Origin of the sequence: Sphingobium sp. BS19 (genome assembly GCF_027925545.1) — a bacterium.
Taxonomy (GTDB): Bacteria; Pseudomonadota; Alphaproteobacteria; order Sphingomonadales; family Sphingomonadaceae; genus Sphingobium.
In genome coordinates this window covers 239476-265299 of the sequence record NZ_BSEF01000006.1, presented here as the reverse complement: position 1 = coordinate 265299, position 25824 = coordinate 239476, and the positions used below count along the sequence as shown (strand labels likewise).

The following is a 25824-nucleotide window of genomic DNA, read 5'->3' as shown; positions in this document are numbered from 1 at the left end:
AGCCCGCATCTGGCGACAATCTTATGATCAAACGTAAATTGCCGCCCTTTTCCGCTACGCTGCTTGCGCCAAGGGTGCTTCCTTTGTGGCCCAGAACATCCGGCACGGCGGAATGTTGATCCATTCGAGCGCAGTGTCGATCTTGGAGAAGCTGGGGGACAGCACAGCCTGCACGAACCGGGAATATTGATAGACCAGAAATGTGCCGCCGGGGCGCAGCGCGGCGTGGGTTTCTTCGGCAATTTGCGGGCCGACGCCTTCGGGCAATGTCGAGAAGGGCAGGCCTGAAAGGATATAGTCCGCTTCCGAAAACCCATATTCGGCTATGATGCTGCGAACATCGACGGCCGATCCATGCACCGCGCGAAACCGGTGATCCGCGATATCCCCGTTTAGATATCGTACGAAATCGGCGTTTGTGTCGATTGCCACCAGCATCGCGTCGGGGCGCATCTTGTCCAGTATCGGACGGGTAAAGGTGCCGACACCCGGCCCATATTCCACAAAAAGCCGGGTCGTCGACCAATCGACGGGGGCCAGCATGGACTGCACCAGGGCATTCGATGACGGGATAATCGACCCGATCATCGCCGGGTGTTTTACGAACTGGCGAAAGAATGTTGCCCAGGGACGTAAGGTGCGAAGCGCTCGGGCCACGGGGCCGTGCGCCTTTTGCAGCTTCTTCAGTTGTACGGTCGCCATTCGGTTCCTGCCGTTGTCGTTATCGGCATGGCGTCGCAAAATTGTCATCTGATTGCAAGCGCCATGCCGGAGCGCATCATTAACGCGCGGCGGCACGACTGGTTCATCCGACAGGTCCACCAGCCCTTCGCCCTGCTGCAAGGCAAAAAAAAGGCCGGTCCGAAGACCAGCCTGAAAAGTTTTAGGAGAGGATGCCTGAAAGGCACCTTCTCTATGGCTTTCCAATTGTTCTACCGCAAGTGCGAAGGGCGATGTTGTAATTGCAAAATTTGCATCTTGCACATGCGTGTCGTTTCTGGCTTCTTGCTTGAAGGATGCTTGTCGCCGTTGATCAACGACGGCATATGTCGCTATGGTGCGATGCAACAAGGGTGGGGTCCGATTAAAGGTAAATGCGTCGATTGCCGCCTCTTACGGCCTTGGAGGCTTTCGTACAGGTCGCACGCCTGGGTTCGGTAAAGGCGGCTGCGGAGGAACTCGCGCTGTCCACGCCTGCGCTAAGCCGCCGCGTTCAGGCGCTTGAGCGGTTCATCGGCAAATCCCTGTTCGATCGCAAACACCAGTCGATGGAAATCAACACCGACGGTCAGCGCCTGCTCGATGACATAGCGCCTGCGCTGGACGCGATGTCCACGGCGATTGAGAATATCCAAAGCGGCGGCAATCAATTGCGCTTTCGTCTGGCGGTGCTGCCGCTGTTCGCCAGTCAGCGGCTGTTTCCGCGCCTCGGTGAATTGCGTCGCTTGCATCCCACCTTGCATCTGGATGTCGAAACCACCCCTTATGCTGTCACGCGATTGGGGGAGGGGCTGGACGCGGCCATCGTGCTGGCAAAGGACATCGACCCCGCGCTGTACGCACATGAGCTGGATCGCGATGAAGTCTATCTCATCGCCAGCCGGGCATTGGTGGAAGGTCCAGGTTCGATTACTGCCCCGCAACAGCTTTCGCGCCATACCATTTTGCTCCACCGCGAAATGTCCGCCAGCTTCGACGCTTGGAAAGAGGCCATCGGGCTTCCGGAATTAACCCCCGCAGCCATCGACAATTATGATTCCGGTCCCTTGATGCTCGAAGCAGCAGCGCAGGGGCTGGGCGTCGCCGTCATGCACGCCAGCCATTATAACGACGCGCATGATCCCCGTCTGATGCGCCTGTTCGATCAGCATGTGGAAAGTCCCTATCGGTACTTTTTCGTATGTCGCCCTAAAGCGCTGCAAAATCGGGCGGTTAGGATTTTCCACGACTGGTTGGTCGGCGTGGACATATGATTTTCGCGGCTTTAACCTAAATGTCGTTTCGCTCCTGTCGTTATGGTGGGCATGAGGGACACAGCCACACATTCACCAGCCATCGCCGTGCAAGCCGGCCTCACCGACAGGATAGCCCGCTGGGCCAGTCGTCTGGGCGTAAAGGGCGAGGATGAAGGCGAAGACGCTGCCCCTGTCCGCACGCCCCCCGGGCAGACGTTCAGTCGCGAAGTCGACCGTCGTCGACAGCTTTATCAGGATATCGGGTCTTTCCTGTTTGCCCATGATCTGGATCTGACGCCGCTCAATTTCGGGGTCGCGCATGATTATCTGACCGGCAACGATCATGGCATTGAAAAGGCTGTGGCTGCCGTGCTGGCAGAGCGCGGGAAGATTACCAACGGTTGGGTCGAATCGGTCGCCGCCAGCGCAACCAATAAGGATGTGACGCCGGAATCGCTGCACGAGATGCTGGAAAAGGTGGAAGAGAACCTTTCGCAATTCACTGGACTGGTGGATGAATCGCGCAATTCTGCCAAGGATTACGGCGTTGCTTTGCAGGAGCAGGTGCGTGACCTTTCGGACGAAGCAAAAGCAGAGCCCGTCCTTGCGAAGTTAATCAGCCTGACCCGTTCCATGGTCGAAAAGACCCGGCTGGTGGAAAACCAGATGCGCGACAGCGCCAAGCAGACCAGAGCGCTTCAGCAAAGTCTGGAAAGCGCGCGCCGTGCCGCCGAACAGGATCATCTGACTGGCTTGCCGAATCGCCGTGCTTTCGAAACGACGCTCGCCGCGGAAACGCTCGCCGCGCAGGCCGCCAATGAACCGATCAGCGTAGCATTCTGCGACATCGATCATTTCAAGGTGGTCAACGACACGCATGGCCACGAAACCGGCGATCGCGTTCTGAAATTTGTCAGCGGATTGCTGGCCAAGGTGTCGAACGACAAATGCCACGTCGCGCGCCACGGTGGCGAAGAATTCGTGATGTTGTTCCGGGGTAAAACCGCAGCAGAGGCGTGTGCAATGGTCGATGCGGCGCGCGCCGATCTGGCGACGCGTAGTCTCGTGAACAGGTCGACCGGTACACGGATGGAGCGCGTTACATTCTCAGCCGGCGTTGCCAACGTACTGGCCTATGAAGACCCGCGCGCAGCGCTGAAGGCTGCGGATCGCGCCCTGTATCTGGCCAAGGAACATGGCCGCAACCGGGTATATCTGGCCGCCGAAGCACCCCTGTAAGGATCAGGAATCCAGTACCGGCTGCTGCTCATACTGATCGAGCACCCAGTCTTCTTCCTGCGCGGCCGCGATCCAATCCTGCATCCACGGATGCGCCATCAGCGCATCGACATAGTGTCGGGCAAAGCGCTCCAGCGGTAGCTGATAGCTGACCATGCGGCTGACGACCGGCGCGAACATGATGTCGGCGGCGCCGAACCGCCCGAACAGGAAATCGCCCTGGCTGCCATAGCTGGCCCGGGCCTGCGCCCAAAGCTGCTGGATACGATGCAGATCGGCTGCAATGGCTTCGTTGGGCGTAACGGGATCGAATATCCGCCGCGTATTCATGGGGCAGGCGCGGCGCAGGGAGACAAATCCCGCGTGCATTTCCGCCGCCATCGACCGCGCCATGCCGCGCGCGGCCAGATCCTGCGGCCAGAATCGCGTGCCGCCGGTCAGGTCGTTGAGATAGTCGATGATCGCCAGACTGTCCCACACGGGCGTCTGATCGTTCCACAGCGTCGGCACCTTGCCCGCTGACGGGGCAAGATCGTTCTGCTGCTTCCGCGTAGCCCAGGCGTCGTCGTACAGCGGCACGACCACTTCCTCGAACGGCAGACCCGACTGCTTGACGGCCAGCCAGCCGCGCAACGACCAGCTTGAATAGGCTTTATTGCCGATGATCAGTTTCAACATACTGCCACCTCTTTGGATACACTTACCCGGTAACGGCTTCCAGCACGGCGGCGCGCAGTTCCGCTATGCCCATGCCGCCTTCGCTCGACGTCGCAATGATATCGGGATGCGCAGCGGGCCGCTTCTTGATCTCTTCGGCGGTGCGCGCGACCACGGCGGTCAGTTCGGTCGCCTTCACCTTGTCGGCCTTGGTCATGACGATGCGATAGCTGACGGCGGCATCGTCCAGCATCTGCATGATATCGCGATCGACATCCTTGATCCCGTGGCGGCTATCGATCAGCACCAGCGTCCGCTTCAGCACCGCGCGCCCGCGCAGATAGTCGTTCACCAGGAACCGCCATTTGCGCACGACATCCTTGGGCGCCTTGGCATAGCCATAGCCCGGCATGTCGACGAGGCGGAAGGTCGTGGGTTCGCCCACGTCGAAGAAGTTCAGCTCCTGCGTCCGCCCCGGCGTATTGGACGTGCGCGCCAGCCCGTTGCGGTTGGTCAGCGCATTCAGCAGCGTGGACTTGCCCACATTGGACCGCCCCGCAAACGCCACTTCGTTAAACGCGGCGTCGGGCAGAAACTTCAAATCCGGTGCGGACTTGAGGAAGCTGATCGGCCCCGCGAAAATCTTGCGCGCGGTTTCGATCAGTTCGGTGCGGTCGTCATCTGTCATGTCGTTCATGGGAAAGCCTTCAATTCCGTTCGCCCTGAGCCTGTCGAAGGGCCATACTTTTCTTCGCGAAAGAGCAGGGCTTCGACAAGCTCAGCCCGAACGGATTGTTGAAAGTGTTACTTGCCCACAACCACCGGCGTGCTCAGCACAGGATGCCGCTTATACAGCCACCATTGCTGCGTCATCGACAGCAGGTTGTTGGTGATCCAGTATACCAGCAGACCTGCAGCAAACGGCGCCATCACGAACATCATCATCCACGGCATCAGCGAGAAGATCTGCTGCTGCATCGGGTCCATCTGCGCGGGGTTCAGCTTGAACTGCAACCACATCGAGATACCGAGCAGGATCGCCAGCACGCCGATGGCCAGGAAGGCAGGCGGCTGGAAATCGAGCAAGCCGAACAGGTTGAGCACATGCAGCGGATCGGGCGCGGACAGATCCTTGATCCACAGCACGAACGGCTGATGCCGCATTTCGATGGTAAGCTGCAGCACCTTGTAGAGCGCGAAGAAAATCGGAATCTGAATGAAGATCGGCAGACAACCTGCCAGCGGATTGACCTTCTCACGCTTGTACAGCTCCATCATTTCCTGCTGGAGCTTGGGCTTGTCGTCCTTGTACTTCTCTTGCAGCGCCTTCAGCTTGGGCTGCACCGCGCGCATCGCCGCCATGCTGCCGAACTGCTTCTGCGCCACCGGGAACATCAGCGCACGCACGACCAGCGTGAGGCAGATGATCGCCACGCCGAAATTGCCGATCTGCGTGAACAACCAGTGCAGCAGCGAGAAGATCGGCTTTTCGAACCAGTAGAACCAGCCCCAGTCGATTGCCCGGTCGAACAGGGCAATGCCCTGCGGCGCGGGCGCATCCTGATAGGCTTCGAGCGTCCGCACTTCCTTCGCGCCGACGAACAGGCGTGAGGATTGCGTGATGGACTTGCCGGGGGCCAGAAGAGTGGGGTTCAGGCTATAATCGGCCTGATACTGTATGCCTGCACCTTTGCGGAATTGCCCCGTAAAGGCCGTGCGCTGATCGGGGACCAGCGCGGACAGCCAGTATTTGTCGGTAAAGCCGATCCAGCCGCCGGTGCTGGGAAAGGACTGATTGCCGTCCTTGTCCAGATCCTTGAAATCCACATCATAATTGGTCGCGCCGTTGAACACGCCGATGGGGCCAGTGTGGATCGTCCAGCTCGTCGGATCCTTCGAATGTCCGTCGCGGCTGATATAGCCATAAGGCCGCACGCCCACGGCGGCAGCCGCGGTGTTGGTCACCTTCTGGTTCACGGTGAACATGAAGTCCTTGTCCACCGACAAGCCGATCTCGAAAAGCTGCCCCGCGCCATTGTTCCACGACAGGGTAACCGGCGATGTCGGCGTCAGCTTCGGCCCGGACGCGGTCCAGACGGTATTGGCATCCGGGCCTTTCAGCCCTTCGCCCGACCAGCCGAAGCCTGCGAAATAGGCATCCTTGGTCCCGGCGGGCGAATAGAGCCGGATCGCCGGCGAATCCTTCGCGATGGTCTCGCGATAGGTCGGCAGCACGATATCGTCGATCCGCGCGCCTTTGAGGTTGATCGAACCCAGCAGCTTGGGCGTTTCGATGGCGACACGCGGTCCGGCCTTCAACGCCACTGTGCGATCCATGGTCGCTGCAGGGTTGTCGGCGGCGGGGTCGGCATTGGGCGCGGCCACCGGAATGGTCTTGCCGCCGACGATCTTGGTCGCGGGCGGATTGGCCACCGGGAAGAACCGGGCCTGCAGATAGGGCCATCCGAACAGGATCAGTGCGCTCAGCACTACCGCGAGAATGATGTTCCGCTTGTCGTCCACGTCAGATTGGCTCCCGCCGATGAAAGTCTATGTTGAAGGGGTTCTAAGGAACCGGGTCGTAACCCGACCCGCCCCAGGGATGGCATCGCATTAGCCGCTTCGTCGCCAGCCAGCTACCCTTGACCGCACCATATTTTTGGAGCGCATCGATCGCATATTCCGAACAACTGGGGGCATAGCGGCAAGTGGGTGGCAAAATGCGCGAAGGGCCAAGCTGCCAACCGCGCGCAATCAAAGTGAGGAAGCGCGCGATCACTGCCCGCGCTCTATGTGTTCCTGCGCAGGCAGGAACCCAGTAACATCATCCCCGCGCGGCGGTGCGGCTTTTCTGTGATCCCGTCGCTGCGAAGGTGCGCCATCCTTGGACGACAGCTTCCGCAAAGCCTTCACCATTTCCGCCCGAAGCTGCGCAAAGTCACGCTCGACACCGCCCGCGCGACCGATCAGCACATGGTCCGCACCGGCGATCCCCAGCTCGGGCAACAGCTCCCGCGCGAGAACGCGAAAACGGCGCTTCATCCGATTCCGGACGACAGCGCCGCCAATCTTCTTGGTCACGGTAAAGCCGATTCGCTTGGATGGATCGCCATCCTGTCGGTCTCGCACCAAAAGCACGAAACCGGGCATCGGCTGCCTGCGTCCCCGATTCGCTGCCAGAAAATCGGCGCGCTTCGCGAGGATCGCGATGGCGCCGTCTTTTCCGGACGGAACGATCAGGCGCTCAGGCTCTTCCGGCCGCGGCTGCGGCGTGCGCGCAGGATGTTGCGGCCGCCGACCGTTGCCATCCGTGCCCGGAACCCGTGCCGCCGCTTGCGGACGATGTTGCTCGGTTGAAAGGTGCGCTTCATCGCTCATTCCTCAAAATACTAGTCTAAAATCGGCAAGACAAAAAAGGGCCGCCAATCCGGCAGCCGCGTGTCGAGCGGGTCCGATAGGCAAAAGGGCGCTGCAAGTCAACCGGGCGCGCAACGAAAAGGGCGCTATTGGCTAAGCTTCGCACAACGCCTTCAATTGATCGGCGACCGCGCCCCAGCCCTGTTCAAAGCCCATTTCCGCATGTTGTTTCATGGCCTCCTCGGTCCAGTGCCGTGCACAGGCACGGTACAGCGTGCCGTCGCCATCCGCTTCGATCTCGAATATCCCGATCATGAATGGCCTCGCAGGCTTCAGGTCCGCCGTCACCGCATCGGTAAACGCGAATCGGCGGCCCGGCTCATAGGCGAGGTAGATTCCCTCCTGCGGCATTGCCTCGCCATTGGGACCGCGCATGATCATGGCGGATCGGCCGCCGGGCCGACGATCCATCTCCACCAGCTCGACCGTCCACGGCTTGGGGCACCACCATTCCGCCATCCGCTCGGTCATGATCTCCCACACATGCGCGGGCGACGCGTCGATATGCCGTTCGATCGACAGTTCGTAGGTTTCGGACGGGTCGCTCATCATGCTTCCTCCGCGCCATTGCGATGGCCGACCAGGGCGAATGTCGCGCCCTGCGGGTCGACCGATTCGAGGATGAACAGCGGGCCGGGGACTTCATGCGGACCGGAGCAGACTTCGCCGCCTGCCGCTGTCACGCGCGCATGCGCTGCGTCGATATCCGCGACCCAGATATAATGTTTCCATTTGGGCGGCAGCATGTCTTCGGTCGCGGTCATCAGGCCACCCAAGGTCGCGCCACCGGGCAGACCAAAGAAATGATATTGCCCCATCGGCCCCATATCCATCGCGCCTTTTTCTTCCCACCCGGCGTGACGGCCATAGAATGCCCGTGCTTCCTTCGCGTCCGCTGCCAGCAACTCGTTCCACCCGAACTTGCCGGGGCAGGGCATGGCCGAAAATGGCGCTATCTCTCCTTCGCCTTCCGGCTGGATGATATAGAATGTCGCTCCATGCGGGTCGGCCAGCATGGCGATGTGCCCCACCTGCGGAATATAGGTAACGGGCATCTGCGCCGTGGCGCCATCCTCCACCATCGCGGCCAGCGCCGCTGCAGCATCGGGAACGGAGATATACCCTAACCAACCTATCGGCGCATCGGGCACCGGAGCCGCCATGATGCCGCCGACGGCCTGACCATCGGCCAGAAAAACGGTATAGGGCGCGCCATTGCCCTCCATGTCGGTATAGGTCCACCCGGTCACCTGCGCATAGAACGCCTTGGCGCTCGCAACGTCCTTGGTCATCAGTTCATACCAGACGAACGGATTGCCGCCCTCAGCTACACTGGCCATCGCACCCTCCCTCACGCGGCTTCGTCGACGATTGTCGCGAACCCGCCATAGATCATACGCGGCCCACTGAACGGCAGGTCGCCATCGGGCTTCATACGTTCATCCACCATGACCTTTTGCATCCCGGCGTCGCGGACAGCCTTCGATGGCCATTCGATCCAGGAAAAGACGACTTTCTCGCCTTCTTCGGCAATGATCGCGGTCCGAAAATCATTCGTCTTTCCGGTCTTGATGTCATCGTCCCACGCTTCGACGACGCGCAATGCGCCATGTTCGATGAATATCGGCGCCGCCTTCGCCGCCATCGTTCGATAGGCTTCCTTATTGCCATCCGGCACAGGAACCAGGAATCCGTCGATATAGCTCATGCTGCTACTCCTTCGTGCACCTCGGTGTGAAATCCGCCAACGCGCGTTCGAACGGCGCAGGCCTCTGAGTCGCTATGTTGAACAATCATGCCAAGATGATTATTTAAGGCAACAGCAAAGTTATAAAAAATAACTAATGTTTGTTTTTGGGGTCCGATTTGAAGAAGAGAGCCTATTCCGATGGCTGCGCAGCCGCGCATGCCCTTGATCTTGTGGGGGATCGCTGGGCGCTGCCCGTTATGCGGGAAATGATGCTGGGGCCGCGCCGCTTTTCCGACATGCGCGCCGCTCTGCCGGGCCTTAGCGCCAATGTCCTGACGCAAAGGCTGGAGGAACTGGAGCGCAACAGCATCGTCCAGCGCCGCAAACTGCCGCCGCCTGCATCCGTACAAGTCTATGAACTCACGCCCTGGGGGCTGGAAGCCGAGGAACTGCTCAAGGTCATGGGCCGCTGGGCCGCGCGGTCCCCGCACAAGGAAGCCGGTCCCATGAGCCCCGTCTCCATCGTCCTGTCGATGCGCACCATGTTCTGCGCCGAACAGGCGAAAGACATGTTTTTACGTGTCGGCTTATTTTTCGGGCTGGAAACCTATCTGGCCGAAATCCGCAACGGTACGATCGCCGTGGACCGTGGCGAGATCGATGATGTCGACATCCTTTTCTCCGGAGACCACAACGCCTTCGTCGCGTGCCTCTACGGCAAAGTCCCTTTAGCCGACGTGGCGGACCAGTTAGCCGTCACCGGAGACCGCAAGCTGCTCGAACGCTTCCTGTCCCTGTTCCCCCTGCCGCCCACTGCGCCGGACCTCAGCGCGCGCCGATAAACCGCTCGACTTTTTGCCGCACCCTCGCCAGAAGAGGCGCGAACAAAAGCGGCACAGATTGAGGGGCAACGGCTTGGTCGCAACAGTATCGACGGTGGCGTATCTGGGGCTGGAGGCGCGCCGGGTCGAAGTGCAGTGCCAGCTTGTCCCCGGCCTCCCCAACTTCATCGTAGTGGGTCTGGGTGACAAGGCCGTCACCGAGAGCAAGGAACGCGTGCGCAACGCGATCGCCGCCATCGGCCTGTCGCTGCCGCCCAAGCGGATCACCGTCAACCTCTCGCCCGCCGACTTGCCGAAAGAAGGATCGCATTACGATCTGCCAATCGCGCTCGCCCTGCTGGGCGCAATGGGTGTCATCGATGCGGAGACGCTGAGCGGCTATGTCGTCGTCGGCGAACTGGGGCTGGACGGACGAATCGCGCCGTCGCCCGGCGTGTTGCTCGCGGCACTCCATGCGGGCGAGCAGGGGCTGGGGCTGATCTGCCCCGCTGCGCAAGGCAGCGAAGCGGCGTGGGCAGGGCATGTCGAAGTCGTCGCCGCGCCGGGCCTCTTGCCTTTGCTCAACCATTTCAAGGGCACCGCCCTGCTCTCCGCCCCGCACCCCGGCGAAGTCGACGCACCGGTCCGCACCGCCGACCTGCGACAGGTAAAGGGGCAGGAAACCGCCAAGCGCGCACTCGAAATCGCGGCGGCGGGCGGGCATAATATGCTGATGGCAGGTCCTCCCGGCGCAGGCAAATCGCTGATGGCCAGTTGCCTGCCCGGCATCCTGCCCGAACTCAGCCCTGCCGAAGCCCTCGAAGTCTCGATGGTCGCCAGCGTCGCCGGCACGCTCGATGGCGGACGGATCAGCCGCGCGCGCCCCTTCCGCGCGCCACATCACAGTGCATCGATGGCAGCGCTGGTGGGCGGCGGCCTGCGCGTCAAACCGGGCGAAGTCAGCCTCGCGCATCTGGGCGTGCTGTTCCTCGACGAACTTCCCGAATTTCAGCGTGCCGTTCTGGATTCGTTGCGCCAACCGCTCGAAACCGGCACCGTCAGCGTCGCCCGCGCCAACGCGCATGTCACTTTCCCCGCCCGCGTTCAGCTTATCGCCGCGATGAACCCCTGCCGCTGCGGCCATCTGGGCGACCCCGCGCTGGCCTGCGCCCGCGCGCCGCGCTGCGCATCGGATTATCAGGCGAAGGTGTCGGGGCCATTGCTCGACCGGATCGACCTGCACGTCGACGTCAACGCCGTGACCGCCGCCGATCTCGTCCTGCCACCCCCCGTCGAAGGATCGGAACAAGTCGCCGCTCGCGTCGCCGCCGCCCGCGCGATCCAGACCGCGCGCTATGCCGACCACGCCATCCGCACCAATGCCGAAGTCGACGGCGATCTCCTAGAAGCCGTCGCCACCCCCGACGAACCGGGCCGACAGCTTCTGGCCCAGGCCGCAGGCGCCATGCGCATGTCCGCCCGCGGCTACACCCGCGTCCTGCGCGTAGCTCGCACCATTGCCGACCTCTCCGGCAGTGAAGGCGTAGGCCGCGTGCATGTCGCTGAGGCGCTTAGCTACCGCAGGCGCGCGCCGGTTAATTGATGGGGAGCTTCATGCAGGAATGTAGGCGGGGCAGGTAACGCCCCAATCCGGGGCATTCACAAGGCGGATGACAAGTTGCTGGGCGGCACTAATATTGAGCCACTCTCTCCAATTCAGGAGGGCGGGCAACGAAAGTAACCACGCCGATGAGTAGCCTTTGGTGGATAATTCCTGTTGGTGCTTTCATGCTCTGGTGCATTATCCAGTTTTTCGGGGGCGGCGGGCCGCCGTCTGGTAGAGATGAGAGCAGCACATCGGGGTATGACGTCGCGGGCGGTGATTGATCGAACTGACGCGATCGACCAACGGCAGCTCCCCACCAATAACCGTCACCCCAGCGAAAGCTGGGGTCTCATGCGGTGGCGGGATGGCGGTTGCCCACACAGCGTCGACAGGGCGCAACCGCCCGCTGCTCCAAGCCCAACGGTCCCGAGCCATCGCCTGAGATGCCAGCGTGCGCTGGCACGACGAAGGGGGGATGCGTCGTCGCAAACCACCCCTTCGCCACTCCGACACATCCCCTAAAGCATCCCCTTCACCACCGGCGCGACCCCCCGCACAACCACACCCACACCTTGCGCCGTGGGATGCAGATTATCCTTCAACAACAACGCCCGGTTCCCCGTCACCCCTTTCAGGAAAAACGGATACAGCCGCACGCCATATTGCTTGGCCAGCGCCGGGTACAGCGCATCGAATTTCGCGCGATACGCGCTCCCCATATTCGGCGGCGCCAGCATCCCGGCTAGCAGCACCTTGATCTTCTGCCGCTTCAGCTCCGCTAGTATGCCGTTCAAATTCGCGCGCGTCTGCGCCGGGTCGATCCCGCGCAGCATGTCGTTGCCGCCCAGTTGCACGATCACCAGATCGGGCTGGCGCCCCAGCGATTTCAGCACCCAGTTGAGCCGCGCCTTGCCCTGCGCCGTGGTATTGCCCGACACCCCGGCATTGCGCACCCGCACCGGCTGCCCGCCTTTGCGCAGCGCCGCTTCGAGTTGCACCGGAAAGCTTTCATTGGGTTTCAGGCCATAGCCCGCGGTCAAACTGTCCCCGAACGCCAGCACCAGTTTCTCGGCGGCATAAGCGGGCACCGCAGCAACACTACAAAACAATGCAATGGCTTGGACAAGATGCCGCAACGCACCATATAGTTTCCTGGCCGCATCTCGGTCCGCCTGCATCTGAAAGTCTCCATCGTCCATGACTGACCCCCATATCGTGATCGAAGCCCGCGATGTCACCCTCTCGCTCGGCAAGGATGCCGCGCGCGTCGATATTTTGCGTGGCGTCAGCCTGTCGGTCGCGGCGGGGGAGAGCGTGGCGCTGCTCGGTCCTTCGGGGTCGGGAAAGTCCTCGCTGATGGCGGTGCTGTCCGGTCTGGAGCGGGCCAGCGGCGGGTCGATCCATGTCGCGGGCGCGGATTTCGGCACGCTGGACGAGGACGGCCTCGCGCTCGCCCGTCGCGGCCGCATCGGCATCGTGCTGCAGGCATTTCACTTGCTCCCCACCATGACCGCCATCGAAAATGTCGCCGTCCCGCTGGAGCTGGAGGGTGCACCCGATGCCTTCGCCCGTGCCGAAGCGGAACTCGTCTCGGTCGGCCTCGGCCATCGCCTCACCCATTATCCCGCGCAACTCTCGGGCGGCGAGCAGCAGCGTGTCGCCATCGCCCGCGCCATCGCGCCGCGCCCCGCCTTGCTCTTCGCCGACGAACCGACCGGCAATCTGGACGCCGCGACCGGCGAAACGATCATGGACATGCTGTTCGCGCGGCAAAAGGAAACCGGCGCGACGCTGGTGATGATTACCCATGACATCGCGCTCAGCCACCGCTGCGACCGGATCGTCACCATGCGCGACGGGCGCATCGCGTGAAGCTGGCGCTGCGGTTCGCACTGCGGGACTTGCGCGGCGGCCTCACCGGGCTGCGGCTGCTGGTCGTGTGCCTGTTTCTGGGCGTCGCCGCGCTGGCGGGAATCGGCAGCCTGACCGCGTCGATCAACGCTGCGCTCTCCGAACAGGGGCAGACGATATTGGGCGGCGACATCGCCTTCGATCTCAACCAGCGCAGCGCCACGCCCGACGAACGCGCCACCCTGGAAAAGCAGGGGGAGGTCACGCAAATCACCCGCATGCGCGCGATGGTCGCCCGCGCCGACGGGGCCGACGCCGTGCTGAGCGAACTCAAGGCCGTCGACGCCGTCTGGCCGCTTTACGGCACCTTCACCCTTACCCCCGGCGGCGCGCGGCCCGACATCGGCGAAGTCGCGCTGGCCGATGCCCTCGCCGACCGGCTGGGCGTCAAGCGCGGCGGGCAGGTCCGGATTGGCGACACACTCTTCCGCGTGTCGGGCATCATCGCTGAGGAGCCCGACCGCCTCGGTTCCGGCTTCACCTTCGGCCCCACTGCCATCGTCGCTGCCGATAGCCTCCCCGCGACCGGCCTGCTGCAACCTGGCAGCATTTACGAAACCCACTATCGCGTCCGCCTGCCCGCCGGTGTCGATCCGCAGGCAGCCATAGCCCGCGCGAATGCCGATGCCCCCCAAGCAGGCTGGGAAACCCGCGACCGCTCCAACGGATCGCCCGGAACCCGTCGCTTCATCGACCGCATGGGGCAGTTTCTGGCGCTCGTCGGCCTGACCGCGCTCGTCGTCGCCGGGATCGGCGTAGGCAACGGTGTCGCCAGCTATCTCGACGGAAAGCGCCCCGGCATTGCGACGCTAAAGGCACTAGGCGCTTCAAGTTACACGATATTCCTGACTTACCTGTTTCAGATCATTCTTGTTTCGCTCATCGGCTTATTGGCCGGATTGGTCGTCGGCGCGCTGCTGCCCTGGCTCGTTACGGTGCTGGCCGGGGACTTGCTCCCGGTCCCGCCGCGCCTCGGCCTCTATCCGGTCCCCTTGGCTACCAGCGCCGCTTATGGCTTGCTCACTGCCTTGCTCTTCGCGCTCGTCCCGCTCGTCCGCGCGCGCCATGTCGCCGCCGCCACGCTGTTCCGTGGCGGACTGGGGCAGGGGGGCAAGACCGGGCGCGGCGTATGGATCGCCGTGCTGGTGACAGCCGCTCTCATAGCAGCGCTCGCCATCGCCACTGCGCGCGAGCCCAAACTCGCCGCGATCTTCCTCGTCGCAGCCGTCGTCCTGCTCGGCCTGCTGTCGGTCCTCGGCGCGCTCGTTCAGTGGATCGCCGCGCGCCTCCCGCGCCCCAGCCACCCTCTCGCCCGACTGGCGCTCGCCAACCTGCACCGACCCGGAGCGCAAACCGGCCGCCTGATCGTCGCACTCGGCCTAGGCCTCTCATTATTCACCACGCTGGCGGTCGTCGAAACCAACCTCTCCGGCCAGATGGCGAGCAGCATCCCCGCGACCGCGCCCAGCTTCTTCGCGCTCGACATCCCGTCCGACGGCGTCGATCAGTTCCGCACTATCGTAAAGCGTCAGGCACCCGCCGCCGATATCGTCACCGTGCCCTCGCTACGCGGCCCCGTCGTCGCCGTCCGCAATCAGCGCGTGTCCGATATGAAGGACATTCCCGAAGACGCCTGGATATTACGAGGTGACCGTGGCCTGACCTATGCCGATACGTTGCCCAAGGGGAACAGCATCGTCGACGGCAAATGGTGGCCAAAGGACTACACTGGCGAACCGCTCGTCTCGGTCGATATCCGCGCGGCAAAGGCGCTCAATCTCAAGATCGGCGACATGCTGACCGTCGCCGTATTGGGTGTCGAAATCCCTGCCCGCATCGCCAGCTTTCGCGAAATCGACTGGGATTCGATGGGCCTCAACTTCGGCATGATCTTCTCCCCCAACGCGCTGGAGGGCGCACCGCATAGCTATCTCGCCACCATCGCCTTGCCCGGCGGGGCAGGGGCGGCGCAGGAAAAGGCGATCAACCGGGATGTCATCCGCGCTTTCCCGTCGGCTTCGCTGATCCGCGTCAAGGAAGTGATCGCTTCGCTCGGCGACTTGCTCGGTCAGTTGTCGGCGGCGGTGCGTGTGGCGGCATCGGTGGCGATTGCAGCGGGCATCGCCGTGCTGGTCGGTGCCATCGCGGCCGCGCGCGCCTCGCGCACGTACGATGCCGTCCTGCTCAAGCTGCTCGGCGCGACCCGGCGTCAGGTGCTGGCGGTGCAGGCGATGGAATATACGCTGCTGGCGCTGATTGTCTCGGGCATAGCGCTGGCGGTGGCTGCGGGCGCAGGTTGGTATCTCGCCACGCAAACTCTGGGCCTGCAATGGGCGCCCGACTGGACAGTCGTGCTGCTGACACTGGCGGGCGGCGCGCTGCTGACGCTGGTGCTGGGTCTTATCGGTTCATTGCCCGCGCTGGCCGCACGGCCCGCACGGGCATTGCGAGAGCTTTAGGCGGTCGCCGCTACGTCCTCGCCGACCCGCGTATAGCGCCCATCGACATAGACCAGCGGATCGACGGCTTCGCTGCTGAACACTTCGACGACATCGCCGATGAAGATCGAGTGCGATCCATAAGGCACCTGCTTGGTCTGGCGGCACACGAAACTTGCCTGCGCGTCTTCCAGCCGGGGAATGTCGATGCTGCTGTCGGCCCAGCTTCCGATTTCGAACCGCGCCTCCCCCTTCACCTTGCCGCTGCACGCCGCCGAAATATGCACATGCGCCGCGTCGAGGATGTTGATGCAGAAATCCGCGCCCGACTCTAATATGGGATGCAGGGATGCAGACTGATTGACGCAGATCAGCATGGAGGGTGGGTCCATGCTCAGTTCGCTGACGGCGGTCGCGGCCATGGCGTGGCGCTGACCGTCCTTCTTGGTCGTGATAACGACAACGGCCTTGGCCAGTCGGCGCAATCCACCGCGCATCTGCATCGAAATCGTGTCGCTATCCTGGGCCATGCGTGACTTTCTGTAAGTGAACCCGAGGGGCGATACTATGGCAATGGCATCCTGCCAACCGGGGATCGGGATAATCGCGGGCATAATGCGTATTGTGCAATTCCGTCCGCCTGTCATTCCTCGACAACATCTTTGCGGGGGACTCATCATGGCACGCCAGTATATCCATCGGGAACGGCATCTGGTGTCGCGTATCGGCTGGCTTCGTGCTGCCGTCCTTGGTGCCAATGACGGTATCGTGTCGACGGCCAGCCTGATCATCGGGGTCGCTGCGGCCACGCCGGCGTCCGGCGCGGTGCTGATTGCGGGGGCTGCGGCCTTGGTCGCTGGCGCCATGTCGATGGCGGCGGGCGAATATGTTTCGGTCAGCTCCCAGTCGGATACCGAACAGGCCGATCTCGCGCGGGAACGCACCGAACTGGCGCAGGATATCGAGAGCGAGCGCGCAGAGCTTGCGGGAATCTACATCAACCGCGGTCTCGCGCCCGATACGGCCACCGAAGTCGCGCGACAGCTTATGGCCCATGATGCCTTGGGCGCACACGCCCGCGACGAACTGGGCATATCGGAAACCACGACCGCGCGTCCGATACAGGCGGCGTTGACGTCTGCGGCCACGTTTACGACCGGCGCCGCCTTGCCGCTCGCGCTGGTGCTGTTCGTTCCAACTCGCGCACTGGTTCCGACCGTGGCGGTCGCATCGCTCGCGTTTCTTGCCTTGCTCGGCGGTATCGGGGCACGCGCGGGCGGCGCGCATATCTGGCGCGCCGTAATGCGCGTCACCTTCTGGGGCGCGCTGGCGATGGGCCTGACGGCTGGCATCGGCAAGCTGGTCGGTACAGCGGTATAAGTTTACGGTTTGTCACGGGCGTTGAGCAGAAACACGACATAGCCCCGAAACTGCGGATGCCGCGCGAGCATGGCCGGTGCTTCCCACGCCCCGCCTTCGACCAGCGCCACCCGGAAGGGGATGGGAAAGCCTTCCATCCGCCGGAAATAGGCTTCGTATCCCGGAATAGTGGTACGCCCCTGATAGGTTTGCACGACCACTTCGTCGATCGTCTGCGACAGTTTGACCAGCGCCTTCGGGTCGCCATGCGCGCTCCAGTCCATCAGCCCCGTTACGGACAGCCGCCATCGCTGCGGCAATCGACGCCGCAGGTCGGACAGAAATTCGCCATATCGATCGATCCCGCGTGTCGCCGCATCGAAATCGATTTGCAGCCCCGCAATGGCGTTCCCCGCCTCCTGCCACTTTGCCATGTCCGACAGCACCGTGGCGTAGGTTCTCTCATCCCAATCGAGCCGATCGGTGCGGACTACCAGCCACACCGTCCTGCCCGGCAAGCGCGGCACACCCATTCGCAAGCGCACCAGTTGCGGCGGCCCGTTGCGCCTTACTTCGCCATCCAGCAGATAGAGCGTCTTTTCCCGCAAGCCCTCGGCTGGGCGGACTCCCGGCCAGACGTAAAAGGCATCGTAATTGCGCGCGTTTACTGTCGCCTTGGCATCATTGGTCACCTCGGCACTGTCCGGGGCGGCAGGCTGCTGACACGCCGACAGCATCGCCGACGCCAGCATCGCCATCGCCCATCGGCAAACCCGTCGGGTCACCAATAAAAACGCAACGTCTTGGCCCAGTTGCTCGCCGGATAGCGCGTCTTCAGTTCGGTGAACCACGCCTTGCGCTGGGATACGGGCACCTGCGCCGCGTCCATGGCTGCGCTGGTGGTGAAAGGTCCGCTGCATCCATTATAGCCCGACGGCGCATAGCACATCACCGCGCGATAGAGAGCGTAGGCGCGGTTGTCCGGCGACGCGCTGCGGTCGGCGATGATCGCGTTGTAAATATCGGACCGTAGCAGCGGCTTGCCGGGGAAGCTGTCAGGGCCGCTGCCCAGCACATCCTTGCCTTCGCCCGATGTATAAAGCCCGAACCCATCGAACCCGTTGAGCCGATAGAAATCGCCCAGGCACAACAGCGCCTTGTGATCCTTCGGCGTCCGCGCCAGCGTTTGCGCCGTCTGTGCTATGGCGGGGCAGGGGAAGCCATCGGACCATGTGGCGCTGCGGAACAAGCCGACCGGAATATTCTCCTGCTGCGCAAACGCCCACAACCCCGCATCGATATTGGCATCGGCAGGCACCAGCGCCATATCCGTCCCGAAATCGCCATAAGCACCCCGGCGCAGGTCTTTGAACAACAGCGTAAAGCGCGCGACATCGCGTTCATGCGCCGGGCGCGCGTTGTCTCTGGCGGTGTCCCGCAGGATCGCGGGGGACGCCATCGTCTGCAACAGCACTTCGCGGATCGAGGGATCGACGACAGGCGATCCTTGCGCGAAAACTGTGTCCAGCCGCCCGTCGCGCTGCCACCGCACGGCAAGCCCCATCTCTGCCAGCGACTTTTGATACACGGCGCTCGCCCCGCTCAGCAGATCGCGCCAGAATGCCGCTTCATTCGGATCGTTCTTCCGCCCCAGCGCCATGCCGCGCATGACCTGACGGCTGAACGCCAGCGGTGTATAACTTTTGGCGCGCGCCGCATCCGGCAGCAAAGCCAGGATCGCGCCGGGCTCTTCCCCCGCATAATAAGCGCGCGTCGCCTGCAGCAATCCATACAGGTCGCCATAGCGGCTGAACTGTGCCTTCTGCTTCGCCAGATCGGCAGCGGCGAAGGATGCAGGTTCGCTTTCCTCGGCACGCATCTGCTTGAGGTCGGCAATGGCGAGCAGCAGCGGCGTGTCGCCTGCTTTTGCAATCGCTGCGGTCGCGTCCTCGCGCTCCAGCAGCTTGATGTCGATTTCCTCGGCCAGATAGGCGGCTGCCTCGTCGCCGCCCGATGTCGTCGTAATCAGCTTTTCATAGGCGCGGGCAAGCGCGGCGGTATCGCCCGTCAACCACGCCACGCGCCGCTTCAGCCCCTCGGCGGATGCCGCATAGCGCCCTTTGGGATAGGCCTTGAGATAGGCCGCGATGCCGCTCCGCGCCTCCGCCACGGCTGCCGGATCGACTTTATCCGGCCCCGCAAAATCGCCATATTCGTTGACTGCCTTTGCAATCGCGGACCGCAGGCCGATACGGATCGGCATATAGGTTGCGGTTTCCGCCACCCACCGGCTTTTCGCGCGGCTCAGCGAAGCGAAACTCTGACGCGCGCCTGCCCAATCCTCCTTGTAGAAAGCATCCGCTGCCTTGAGATATGCCAGATAATCGCGCCCCTGCGCGCTCGTCACCGCGGCATCGTCCCAGGCCACCTCGCCACAGCCGACCTGCGCGCGGATCTTGCCCAATGCGGTGCGCTCGGCGGGCGACAGCCGCTGCTCGGCGGACAACGCAGCGTTGAAATCCGACGCGACATCGGGCGACACGGAACAGGCAGGCGCAGCATCGTAACTCGGCTCGGGATCAGGCGTTGCCTGTGGCCAGAATGTCTGTTTCAGCCCCACCCAGCTCATGAACGTCTGCCCGAACTGCCGGTTGTCCTCATCGCCGGCGGAACGCGCCCCGGCATCCGCGACAGGCGACAGGCTGCGCATCAACAGCACCAGATTGATGCGCGTATCGTTCCCCGGATTGAGGACGCCGCGCCCCGCACAGTCATAGGAAGGCGCAGCCAGTTGCCATGTCGGATAGCAGGAGGAATCCGCACACGCCCACACCGTGCCGCTTACGCCCAGAGTGGCCAGCGCCAGCGCGACCAGACTCTTCTTCCTGCGGCTCCACTGGCTCACCATTTTATGCTGCGTCATGACGGTCCCGCCTCGCCTTTTCCCACGCTTCAGACTTACCGAACGCCATGGCCAAGGCAATGGCCATGGCGCCCTTTTCCACGCCTTATGCTTTCGCCCGCATCGCATCGGCGGCATCGCTGGCCAGCCGGTCGGCGCGCTCATTGTCGGGATGCCCGGCATGCCCTTTGACCCAGCGCCAGTCGATCTGGTGACGGCGCGTCGCCTCGACCAGCGCCTGCCACAGTTCGGCATTCTTCACCGGCTTCCTGTCCGCCGTTTTCCAGCCATTTTTCTGCCAGCCGAACACCCATTTGGTGATGCCGTCCTTCACATAATTGCTGTCGGTAGTCAGCACGACATGGCACGGGCGCTTGAGCGCATTCAGCGCTTCGATAGCCGCCATCAATTCCATGCGGTTGTTGGTGGTGAGTTTCTCGCCCCCCGACAGATCCTTCTCATGCGCGCCCGACCGGATGACGGCGCCCCAGCCGCCGGGGCCGGGATTGCCCTTGCACGCGCCATCGGTGAAAATCTGGACTTTCGTTGCCTCGCTCATGCGCCCGGCAACTCGCCCGATTCGGCCGCAGCGTAGAAATCCAGCCGCCGCAGAAACGCCAGCGGATCCTTGCGCGTCACCATCGCATCGGGCGGCGTGTTGATCCAGTCATAGGCCCGCGTCAGCAAAAAGCGCAGGGCAGCCCCCCGGCACAGCGCCGGAAACGCCGCACGCTCCGCATCCGACAGCCCGAACGCTGCGTCATATCCCGCCACCAGCGCTGCCCCCCGCTCGGGATGATAGACGCTGCCATCATTGGCAAAACACCACGCCGTATGCGTCACTGCCAGATCATAGGCGCGAATATCGGTGCAACTGAAATAGAAGTCGATGAGGCCGGTGACATCGTCGCCCAGCATCAGCACATTGTCGGGGAACAGGTCCGCATGGATCACCGCGCGGGGCAGGTCCGTGGGCCAGTGCGCGTCGAGCCACGCCAGTTCATCGGCCACCCGCGCGCCAAGGCCCGGTGCGATGGTGTCGAAATCGTCGCCGCATTTCTCCGCCAGATCGTGCCAGCCTTGCCGATCCAGCGCATTGGGCCGCGACCCGGCGAAATCCGCTGCAGCCCGGTGCAGTTCCCCCAGCGCCACGCCTGCGCCGCGCGTCTGCGCCGCTGTCGGTTCGGTCACGGAAACGCCGGTCAGAAATTCGATAAGGCAGGCCGGTCGTCCGCCCAACTGCTGCAACTTCTGTCCGCTACGGTCGCCGATGAAGCGCGGCACCTTGCACCCCCGCGCGCCCAGATGATCGAGCAGGTCCATGAAGAAAGGCAGGTCGCTTTCATCGACCCGCTTTTCATACAGCGTCAATATGTAGCGGTCCCTGGTCGTCTCGATCAGGTAGTTGCTGTTCTCGACTCCCTCGGCGATCCCCTTGGCGGAAACCAGGCTGCCAACATCGTAGCGCGTCAGGAAGACCGCCATGTCTTCGGCGGGCACATGCGTATAAACGGCCATATGCTGTCAGGCCGCTTCGAGGCCGCGTGGCAATTTGAACGATATGTTTTCCCGCACGGTCTCAACTTGCCGTTCCTCGATCTCGAACCGCTCGGCCAGTTTTTCGACGACTTCGCGCACCAGCACTTCGGGCGCGGACGCCCCGGCTGTGATGCCCAGCGTCGTCACGCCTTCCAGCCAGGCAAAATCGATTTCGTCGGCCCGCTGGATCAATCGCGCCCGCGTCCCCTGCCGCTCGGCCACTTCAACCAGGCGCAGAGAATTGGAACTGTTGGGCGCGCCGATGACATACATGGCATCGCATGATTGCCCGATGGCCTTGACCGCATTCTGGCGGTTCGATGTCGCGTAACAGATATCCTCGCCCTTCGGCCCGACAATATCGGGAAAGCGGCGCTGCAACACGTCCATGATGGCGGCCGTGTCATCCACCGACAGCGTCGTCTGCGTCAGGAAGGACAGGTTCTGGGGTTCGTCGGTCGCGAATGATTCGGCATCCTCTACCGTTTCCACCAAAGTCATCGTCCCTTCGGGCACCTGACCGAATGTGCCGATGACTTCGGGATGGCCCCGATGACCGATGAAAATGATGTGCCGCCCGGCTTCCACCTGCCGCTCCGCCTGCCGATGCACCTTCGACACCAGCGGGCATGTCGCGTCCAGATAGGACAGGCCACGCTCTTCCGCGTTGGCTGGAACGGACTTCGGCACGCCATGCGCGGAAAAGACGACGGGCAGGCCATCGGGCACTTCGTCCAGTTCCTCGACGAACACGGCGCCCTTGGCCTTCAATCCGTCGACGACAAAGCGATTGTGGACGATTTCATGGCGGACATAGACCGGCGCACCATATTTTTCGAGCGCCCGCTCCACGATGATGATGGCGCGGTCGACCCCGGCGCAAAAGCCGCGTGGGGCAGCGATCAGCAGCAGCAAGGGGGCTTTGGCGGTTTGGGATACAGGCTCGATCATGGCTTCCGCCTTTAAGCGATGGAGCGGCGCGTGGGAAGGCGCTTCCTGATCCGTGTTGCTTCGCGGGGGGTGGATGGATAAGAAGCCGGTCAGTCTTATTTTTCAGGGAATTCCCGTGACCATTGCCAGAACCGCCCTTGTCAGCCTCGCTCTCGTCGCTCTTGCGGGCTGTTCGCGTAGCGGGGAAATCGATCCGACCGGCGGTATCACCACGGTTCGCTCGGCTTGCCCGACGGCGGCGATTCCCGCCTACACCGGCGATGTGACGCTGTTCAATCCTGCAAACAGCCGCGACGCAGCCGCCATCGACGTGGTGGCCAGCATCACCAATGTTCGCGCCACCTGCGCCGACGGCACGCAGCTTTATACCGAAGCGACCTTCGACGTTCAGGCCCGCCGCAGCGATGCGACCGCCGCGCGCGAAGTGGCCTTGCCCTATTTCGCGTCGGTCGTGCGCGGCGGCAACAGCGTGATTGCCAAGCGCGTCGGGCAAGTGGTCCTGCGCTTCGCACCGGGCGAATATCGCGCAACCGCTTCGGCGAAGGCAGCGTCCTACGTGGACAAGGATGTCGCTACCCTACCAGCCGACATTCAGCAGCGCATCACGCAAAAGCGCAAGGCAGGCGATGCCGACGCTGCGCTCGATCCGTTCTCCGCGCCGGAAGTGAAGGCCGCGTTGCAGCGAACCAGCTTTGAGCTGCTCGTCGGCTTCAACCTGACGCAGGATCAGTTGCAGTATAATGTAACGCGCTGATCCGCATAAATATGATGCTGCAATCCCGTTCGTCCTGAGCCTGTCGAAAGGTCGAACGGCCTAAGCGACAGATTCAAGGACAATGGCAGTGACTCTCTACGCGCGTTTCGCGACTTATCTCGATACCGTTCTCGACCGGATGGTCGCGGCTGGCGATCTGCCCGAAGGGCTGGATCGCAAGGGCGTGACGGTCGAACCGCCACGCGACCCCAGCCATGGCGATCTTGCCACCAATGCCGCGATGATCCTTGCCAAGCCAGCGGGCACCAACCCGCGCGCACTGGCGGAAAAGATCGCGGCGGGATTGCAGGCGCTGGAGGAAGTGGCCGAAGTGTCGGTCGCCGGTCCCGGCTTCCTCAACATGCGCCTCACCGATTCCACATGGCGGGCCGAACTCGCTGCGATCCATGCCGAGGGCGCCGACTATGGTCGCTCCGACATGGGGCAGGGTGTGCACGTCAACATCGAATATGTCTCTGCCAACCCCACCGGCCCCATGCACATGGGCCATTGCCGCGGCGCTGTCGTCGGCGATGCACTGGCGACGCTGCTCCAATATGCGGGGCATAAGGTTACTCGCGAATATTATATCAACGACGCAGGCGGTCAGGTCGATGTCCTCGCCCGCTCGGCGCATGTCCGCTACCGTGAAGCACTGGGCGAAGATGTCGGCGCCATCCCCGAAGGCCTCTATCCCGGCGACTATCTGATCCCCGTGGGACAGAAACTCGCCACCGAATATGGCGACGCGATGGTCTCCGCGCCTGAGAGCGATTGGCTCGTGCCTTTCCGGCGGCAGGCGGTTGCCGCGATGATGGACATGATCCGCGACGATCTCGCGCTGCTCGGCATCCATCACGACCTCTTCTCGTCGGAAGCCGAATTGCAGGCAGCGGGCAAGCCCGAGGAAGCCGAAGCATGGCTGCGCGCGCACGATCTCGTCTATGACGGTGTGCTCGAAGCGCCCAAGGGCGAAGCCTCTGACGATTGGGAACCGGTCGAACTGCCGCTGTTCCGCTCGACCAAATTTGGCGACGATCAGGATCGCCCGATCAAAAAGTCCAACGGAAGCTGGACCTATTTCGGCGCGGACATGGCCTATCACTATCAAAAGGCGCAGGCTGCCGATCAGTTGATCGACATCTGGGGCGCCGACCATGCCGGGACCGTGAAGCGCATTCAGGCGGCGGTTGCCGCGCTCACCGGCGGCAAGACGCGCTTCGACGTGAAGCTCGTCCAGATGGTCCGCCTGCTCCGCGATGGCGAGCCGGTGAAGATGTCGAAACGCTCGGGCAATTTCGTGACGCTGGCCGACGTGGTGCAGGAAGTGGGCAAGGACGTGGTCCGCTTCACCATGCTCACGCGCAAGGCAGACGCGCAGATGGATTTCGACTTCGCCAAGGTGGTGGAAGCGTCGAAGGACAACCCCGTCTTCTACGTGCAATATGCCCACGCGCGCATTTCCTCGCTGGATCGGCGCGCGGCGGAGGCAGGTATCGCACTTCCTGCGCCTGACCTGTCCCGCCTTGGGACGGGTGAGCTGGAGCTGGTGAAGCGCGCCGCCCAGTTTCCGCGCATTGTGGAGGCCGCTGCGCAGAACCGCGAACCGCACCGTATTGCCTTTTATCTCAATGACTTGGCGGCATCGTTCCACGGCTGGTGGAATCAGGGCAACGACAATCCGGAACTGCGCGTGATCGTCGCGACCGATCCGGCGACGACATCGGCAAGGCTTTTCTTAAGTCAGGGAATCGGGCAGATAATCCGTAACGGTCTCGCCCTCATGGGGGTCGAGGCGCTTACGGAGATGCAATGATGGGCGATTATGGGCGTGGCAGCCTCAATCTGGAGGACGACGACCGCCTTCCATGGCTGGAGCCCGCCGATCGTGAAGAGGATAATGACGGCGTTTCGCCGCTCAAGCTGCTGGCGTTCATCCTGACGGGGCTGATTGCGCTCGGCGCGATCGTGGGCATCGTCTACTGGGTGCAAAGCCGCAATATCGCCGCAGCCGCAGGCGATGCGCAACTCATCGCCGCACCTCCGGGCGATTATAAAGTCCCCGCCAATGAAGCGGACGCCAAGAAATTTGCTGGCGAAGGCGATGCGTCGTTCGCGGCAAGCGAAGGCGTTGAGCGCGCTGGCAAGATCGACCCCAGCCGCGTCCCCGAAGCGCCCGTCACCGGCGGTCCGACTCCCGCGCCCGCACAGACCGCCAAGGTTGCCGGAGCGAAGCCCGCCGCCCGTTTCAGCGCGCCCGTCGCCGACGAAACCCGCCGCCCCGCCAACGCACAGCCCGCCGCCGGAGCAAAAGGCAGCGGCGCGATGATTCAGCTTGGTGCCTATGGCAGCCAGTCCAGCGCCAAAGACGCATGGGGCCGCCTGTCCAAACGCTTCGATTATCTTGCGGCACTTGGCACATCCGTCGAATCGGTAAAGGTCGGCGACACCACGCTCTACCGCCTGCGCGCCAGCGCCGGCAGCGCGAGTCAGGCCAGCGCCCTTTGCGGCAAGCTGCGCGTCGCCGGGGAAAGCTGCCTCGTCGTAAACTAAGGCTTCGTAAACTGACCCTTCGACAGCGGCTG

Annotated in this window: 27 protein-coding genes; 10 read left to right on the top strand and 17 right to left on the bottom strand. The window is 62.9% G+C overall.

Annotated elements, in window-relative coordinates; genetic code table 11:
* Positions 1–54: 54 nt before the first annotated feature.
* The gene (locus QMG56_RS09025; protein ID WP_281822264.1) at positions 55–702 is read right to left on the bottom strand and encodes a class I SAM-dependent methyltransferase; all 648 of its coding nucleotides are present in this window, start codon (positions 700–702) and stop codon (positions 55–57) included.
* Between the two features lie 392 nt (positions 703–1094).
* Here QMG56_RS09025 and QMG56_RS09020 point away from each other — a divergent pair, with 392 nt between their 5' ends.
* A complete protein-coding gene (locus tag QMG56_RS09020) occupies positions 1095–1973 on the top strand; it encodes a LysR substrate-binding domain-containing protein (protein ID WP_230186796.1) in 879 nt (292 codons plus the stop codon).
* A gap of 51 nt (positions 1974–2024) precedes the next feature.
* On the top strand, positions 2025–3194 hold the full coding sequence (locus QMG56_RS09015; RefSeq protein WP_281822206.1) for a diguanylate cyclase: 1170 nt from the start codon (positions 2025–2027) through the stop codon (positions 3192–3194).
* Positions 3195–3197: 3 nt separating this feature from the next.
* On the opposite strand, the gene QMG56_RS09010 is transcribed toward QMG56_RS09015, so the two are convergent.
* From QMG56_RS09010 to QMG56_RS08970, 9 genes are all read right to left on the bottom strand, one after another.
* Complete coding sequence (locus QMG56_RS09010; RefSeq protein ID WP_281822205.1) at positions 3198–3872, bottom strand: glutathione S-transferase family protein; 675 nt, start codon at positions 3870–3872, stop codon at positions 3198–3200.
* 22 nt (positions 3873–3894) lie between these two features.
* Positions 3895–4539, bottom strand: coding sequence for a ribosome biogenesis GTP-binding protein YihA/YsxC (gene yihA, locus QMG56_RS09005; RefSeq protein ID WP_230187247.1), 645 nt, complete (start codon positions 4537–4539; stop codon positions 3895–3897).
* A gap of 116 nt (positions 4540–4655) precedes the next feature.
* Entirely contained in the window at positions 4656–6374 is a 1719-nt protein-coding gene (gene yidC / locus QMG56_RS09000) for a membrane protein insertase YidC (RefSeq protein ID WP_281822203.1), read from the bottom strand.
* 43 nt (positions 6375–6417) lie between these two features.
* On the bottom strand, positions 6418–6630 hold the full coding sequence (gene yidD, locus QMG56_RS08995; RefSeq protein ID WP_230186800.1) for a membrane protein insertion efficiency factor YidD: 213 nt from the start codon (positions 6628–6630) through the stop codon (positions 6418–6420).
* Complete coding sequence (gene rnpA / locus QMG56_RS08990) at positions 6627–7001, bottom strand: ribonuclease P protein component (RefSeq protein WP_375713665.1); 375 nt, start codon at positions 6999–7001, stop codon at positions 6627–6629. The genes yidD and rnpA overlap by 4 nt, the downstream gene beginning before the upstream one ends.
* Positions 7002–7087: 86 nt before the next feature.
* A complete protein-coding gene (rpmH, locus tag QMG56_RS08985; protein WP_230186802.1) occupies positions 7088–7222 on the bottom strand; it encodes a 50S ribosomal protein L34 in 135 nt (44 codons plus the stop codon).
* A 139-nt stretch (positions 7223–7361) separates the two neighbouring features.
* The gene (locus QMG56_RS08980) at positions 7362–7820 is read right to left on the bottom strand and encodes an SRPBCC family protein (protein ID WP_375713664.1); all 459 of its coding nucleotides are present in this window, start codon (positions 7818–7820) and stop codon (positions 7362–7364) included.
* A complete protein-coding gene (locus QMG56_RS08975) occupies positions 7817–8608 on the bottom strand; it encodes a VOC family protein (protein WP_281822202.1) in 792 nt (263 codons plus the stop codon). The genes QMG56_RS08980 and QMG56_RS08975 overlap by 4 nt, the downstream gene beginning before the upstream one ends.
* Before the next feature lie 11 nt (positions 8609–8619).
* On the bottom strand, positions 8620–8976 hold the full coding sequence (locus QMG56_RS08970) for a DUF1428 domain-containing protein (protein ID WP_281822201.1): 357 nt from the start codon (positions 8974–8976) through the stop codon (positions 8620–8622).
* A gap of 158 nt (positions 8977–9134) precedes the next feature.
* On the opposite strand from QMG56_RS08970, the gene QMG56_RS08965 reads away from it, so the two are divergent.
* Both QMG56_RS08965 and QMG56_RS08960 read left to right on the top strand, forming a co-directional pair.
* Entirely contained in the window at positions 9135–9800 is a 666-nt protein-coding gene (locus QMG56_RS08965) for a helix-turn-helix domain-containing protein (RefSeq protein WP_281822199.1), read from the top strand.
* Between the two features lie 73 nt (positions 9801–9873).
* Positions 9874–11382, top strand: a complete 1509-nt coding sequence (locus tag QMG56_RS08960) for a YifB family Mg chelatase-like AAA ATPase (protein ID WP_281822198.1) — start codon at positions 9874–9876, stop codon at positions 11380–11382.
* 521 nt (positions 11383–11903) lie between these two features.
* Here QMG56_RS08960 and QMG56_RS08955 read toward each other — a convergent pair.
* Positions 11904–12584: an arylesterase gene (locus QMG56_RS08955; RefSeq protein WP_281822197.1), complete on the bottom strand. Its 681-nt coding sequence runs from the start codon at positions 12582–12584 to the stop codon at positions 11904–11906.
* On the opposite strand from QMG56_RS08955, the gene QMG56_RS08950 reads away from it, so the two are divergent.
* Both QMG56_RS08950 and QMG56_RS08945 read left to right on the top strand, forming a co-directional pair.
* Entirely contained in the window at positions 12583–13257 is a 675-nt protein-coding gene (locus QMG56_RS08950) for an ABC transporter ATP-binding protein (RefSeq protein ID WP_230186808.1), read from the top strand. The genes QMG56_RS08955 and QMG56_RS08950 overlap by 2 nt on opposite strands.
* On the top strand, positions 13254–15755 hold the full coding sequence (locus QMG56_RS08945; RefSeq protein ID WP_281822195.1) for an ABC transporter permease: 2502 nt from the start codon (positions 13254–13256) through the stop codon (positions 15753–15755). The genes QMG56_RS08950 and QMG56_RS08945 overlap by 4 nt, the downstream gene beginning before the upstream one ends.
* On the opposite strand, the gene QMG56_RS08940 is transcribed toward QMG56_RS08945, so the two are convergent.
* Positions 15752–16348, bottom strand: coding sequence for a flavin reductase family protein (locus QMG56_RS08940; RefSeq protein WP_281822193.1), 597 nt, complete (start codon positions 16346–16348; stop codon positions 15752–15754). The genes QMG56_RS08945 and QMG56_RS08940 overlap by 4 nt on opposite strands.
* A 64-nt stretch (positions 16349–16412) precedes the next feature.
* On the opposite strand from QMG56_RS08940, the gene QMG56_RS08935 reads away from it, so the two are divergent.
* Complete coding sequence (locus QMG56_RS08935) at positions 16413–17114, top strand: VIT family protein (protein WP_281822192.1); 702 nt, start codon at positions 16413–16415, stop codon at positions 17112–17114.
* Between the two features lie 2 nt (positions 17115–17116).
* Here QMG56_RS08935 and QMG56_RS08930 read toward each other — a convergent pair whose 3' ends face one another.
* The 5 genes from QMG56_RS08930 to ispH all read right to left on the bottom strand — a co-directional run bounded on the left by QMG56_RS08930 (position 17117) and on the right by ispH (position 22485).
* Entirely contained in the window at positions 17117–17851 is a 735-nt protein-coding gene (locus tag QMG56_RS08930) for a DUF3142 domain-containing protein (protein WP_309298550.1), read from the bottom strand.
* A gap of 23 nt (positions 17852–17874) precedes the next feature.
* The gene (locus QMG56_RS08925) at positions 17875–20016 is read right to left on the bottom strand and encodes a hypothetical protein (RefSeq protein ID WP_281822190.1); all 2142 of its coding nucleotides are present in this window, start codon (positions 20014–20016) and stop codon (positions 17875–17877) included.
* Positions 20017–20101: 85 nt separating this feature from the next.
* On the bottom strand, positions 20102–20554 hold the full coding sequence (gene rnhA / locus QMG56_RS08920) for a ribonuclease HI (RefSeq protein ID WP_230186814.1): 453 nt from the start codon (positions 20552–20554) through the stop codon (positions 20102–20104).
* Positions 20551–21513, bottom strand: coding sequence for a homoserine kinase (gene thrB, locus QMG56_RS08915; protein ID WP_281822189.1), 963 nt, complete (start codon positions 21511–21513; stop codon positions 20551–20553). The genes rnhA and thrB overlap by 4 nt, the downstream gene beginning before the upstream one ends.
* 6 nt (positions 21514–21519) lie before the next feature.
* The gene (ispH, locus tag QMG56_RS08910) at positions 21520–22485 is read right to left on the bottom strand and encodes a 4-hydroxy-3-methylbut-2-enyl diphosphate reductase (protein ID WP_230186816.1); all 966 of its coding nucleotides are present in this window, start codon (positions 22483–22485) and stop codon (positions 21520–21522) included.
* Positions 22486–22600: 115 nt separating this feature from the next.
* On the opposite strand from ispH, the gene QMG56_RS08905 reads away from it, so the two are divergent.
* From QMG56_RS08905 to QMG56_RS08895, 3 genes are all read left to right on the top strand, one after another.
* Positions 22601–23239, top strand: coding sequence for a hypothetical protein (locus tag QMG56_RS08905; protein ID WP_281822188.1), 639 nt, complete (start codon positions 22601–22603; stop codon positions 23237–23239).
* Between the two features lie 88 nt (positions 23240–23327).
* Positions 23328–25055 carry an arginine--tRNA ligase gene (gene argS / locus QMG56_RS08900; protein WP_281822187.1) on the top strand — a complete coding sequence of 576 codons (1728 nt, stop codon included), beginning with the start codon at positions 23328–23330 and terminating at the stop codon, positions 25053–25055.
* Complete coding sequence (locus QMG56_RS08895) at positions 25055–25792, top strand: SPOR domain-containing protein (protein ID WP_281822260.1); 738 nt, start codon at positions 25055–25057, stop codon at positions 25790–25792. Before argS ends, QMG56_RS08895 begins: the two co-directional genes overlap by 1 nt.
* Positions 25793–25824: the final 32 nt, after the last annotated feature.

Excerpts from the sequence above, each read along its gene's own strand:
- QMG56_RS08925 (WP_281822190.1), bottom strand. The coding sequence starts at position 20,016 with ATGACGCAGCATAAAATGGTGAGCCAGTGGAGCCGCAGGAAGAAGAGT.
- QMG56_RS09020 (WP_230186796.1), top strand. The coding sequence starts at position 1,095 with ATGCGTCGATTGCCGCCTCTTACGGCCTTGGAGGCTTTCGTACAGGTC.
- QMG56_RS08970 (WP_281822201.1), bottom strand. The coding sequence starts at position 8,976 with ATGAGCTATATCGACGGATTCCTGGTTCCTGTGCCGGATGGCAATAAG.
- QMG56_RS08975 (WP_281822202.1), bottom strand. The coding sequence starts at position 8,608 with ATGGCCAGTGTAGCTGAGGGCGGCAATCCGTTCGTCTGGTATGAACTG.
- QMG56_RS08980 (WP_375713664.1), bottom strand. The coding sequence starts at position 7,820 with ATGATGAGCGACCCGTCCGAAACCTACGAACTGTCGATCGAACGGCAT.
- rnpA (WP_375713665.1), bottom strand. The coding sequence starts at position 7,001 with ATGCCCGGTTTCGTGCTTTTGGTGCGAGACCGACAGGATGGCGATCCA.
- rnhA (WP_230186814.1), bottom strand. The coding sequence starts at position 20,554 with ATGAGCGAGGCAACGAAAGTCCAGATTTTCACCGATGGCGCGTGCAAG.
- QMG56_RS09025 (WP_281822264.1), bottom strand. The coding sequence starts at position 702 with ATGGCGACCGTACAACTGAAGAAGCTGCAAAAGGCGCACGGCCCCGTG.
- ispH (WP_230186816.1), bottom strand. The coding sequence starts at position 22,485 with ATGATCGAGCCTGTATCCCAAACCGCCAAAGCCCCCTTGCTGCTGCTG.
- QMG56_RS09010 (WP_281822205.1), bottom strand. The coding sequence starts at position 3,872 with ATGTTGAAACTGATCATCGGCAATAAAGCCTATTCAAGCTGGTCGTTG.
- thrB (WP_281822189.1), bottom strand. The coding sequence starts at position 21,513 with ATGGCCGTTTATACGCATGTGCCCGCCGAAGACATGGCGGTCTTCCTG.
- QMG56_RS08930 (WP_309298550.1), bottom strand. The coding sequence starts at position 17,851 with ATGGCGATGCTGGCGTCGGCGATGCTGTCGGCGTGTCAGCAGCCTGCC.
- yihA (WP_230187247.1), bottom strand. The coding sequence starts at position 4,539 with ATGACAGATGACGACCGCACCGAACTGATCGAAACCGCGCGCAAGATT.
- rpmH (WP_230186802.1), bottom strand. The coding sequence starts at position 7,222 with ATGAAGCGCACCTTTCAACCGAGCAACATCGTCCGCAAGCGGCGGCAC.
- QMG56_RS08940 (WP_281822193.1), bottom strand. The coding sequence starts at position 16,348 with ATGCCCGCGATTATCCCGATCCCCGGTTGGCAGGATGCCATTGCCATA.
- QMG56_RS08935 (WP_281822192.1), top strand. The coding sequence starts at position 16,413 with ATGGCACGCCAGTATATCCATCGGGAACGGCATCTGGTGTCGCGTATC.
- QMG56_RS08895 (WP_281822260.1), top strand. The coding sequence starts at position 25,055 with ATGGGCGATTATGGGCGTGGCAGCCTCAATCTGGAGGACGACGACCGC.
- QMG56_RS08950 (WP_230186808.1), top strand. The coding sequence starts at position 12,583 with ATGACTGACCCCCATATCGTGATCGAAGCCCGCGATGTCACCCTCTCG.
- QMG56_RS09015 (WP_281822206.1), top strand. The coding sequence starts at position 2,025 with ATGAGGGACACAGCCACACATTCACCAGCCATCGCCGTGCAAGCCGGC.
- QMG56_RS08955 (WP_281822197.1), bottom strand. The coding sequence starts at position 12,584 with ATGGACGATGGAGACTTTCAGATGCAGGCGGACCGAGATGCGGCCAGG.